General features: G+C 74.4%; 1 protein-coding gene. It reads right to left on the bottom strand.

Annotated features, from left to right (window positions below; genetic code table 11):
• On the bottom strand, positions 1 to 850 hold an 850-nt coding region (locus KUM38_RS39440; protein ID WP_302181347.1), incomplete at both ends, for a BTAD domain-containing putative transcriptional regulator.

Below are 850 nucleotides of genomic sequence, written 5' to 3'. Positions count from 1 at the left end.
GCCGGGTTGTACGGCGGGTGCGTGGGGGTGGAAGCCGCACAGGTTGACGAAGAGCTGTCCGTCGGGGAAGGCGGGCGCGATCCGGTGGGCGTGGTGGATGGCGAAGGTGGTCTTGCCGACACCGGGAGCACCACCGATCACCACGACGGAAGCACCCACCGACCCCGATGCCTCCCTCACGGCGCAGAGCCGTGCGCCTTCGGCCGTCCGCCCCGCGAACACCGGCAGGTCGTTCGGCAGTTGTGCCGGGCGCGTCAAGGACGGCGGCTCGCCTCCGCCACCGTTCGCGGCCGGGGTGCCGCTCGCGCCGGCCGGGTTCACCGAGGCGGGTGCGGCTCCCTCCCCTTCTTCCGGTGTTCCGGCCTCTGCCGGCTCGTGCGGACCCCTGCTGTTCCCGGTGCCTGTACCGGGTGCGGTTGCCGGGCCTGCTGTCCTGGCTGTTCCCGGCAGGGGCAGGGGCGGCAGGTCGTGGCGGAGGATGCCGTCGTGCAGGGCGCGTAGCTGGGGCCCGGGGTCGAGGCCGAGTTCGTCGGCGAGGAGCCGGCGCAGGTCCGCATAGCGCTGCAGCGCTTCGGGGTGGCGGCCGGCCGTGTACAGGGCGCGCAGCAGCAGGGCCCAGCCGGTCTCGCGCAGCGGGTGCTCCACCGTCAACTCCCGGGCCGCCTCCACGGCCTCCAGGGTGCGTCCGTCCAGGAGCAGGGCGGTGGTGCGCGCCTCCCGGACTGTCTGCCGCAGCTCCTCCAGACGCGTGGCTTCGTGGGCGGCGAACAGGTGGTGGGCGGCGTCGGCGAGCGCGGTACCGCGCCACATGTTCAGGGCCCGGTCGGCCTCCTGCACGACGTGTCCGGCC

Source organism: Streptomyces sp. AC558_RSS880 (assembly GCF_019049255.1).
Classification (GTDB): Bacteria; Actinomycetota; Actinomycetes; order Streptomycetales; family Streptomycetaceae; genus Streptomyces.
Note: the sequence above shows the minus strand (reverse complement) of the source record. Positions and strands in the feature narration are given on the sequence as shown.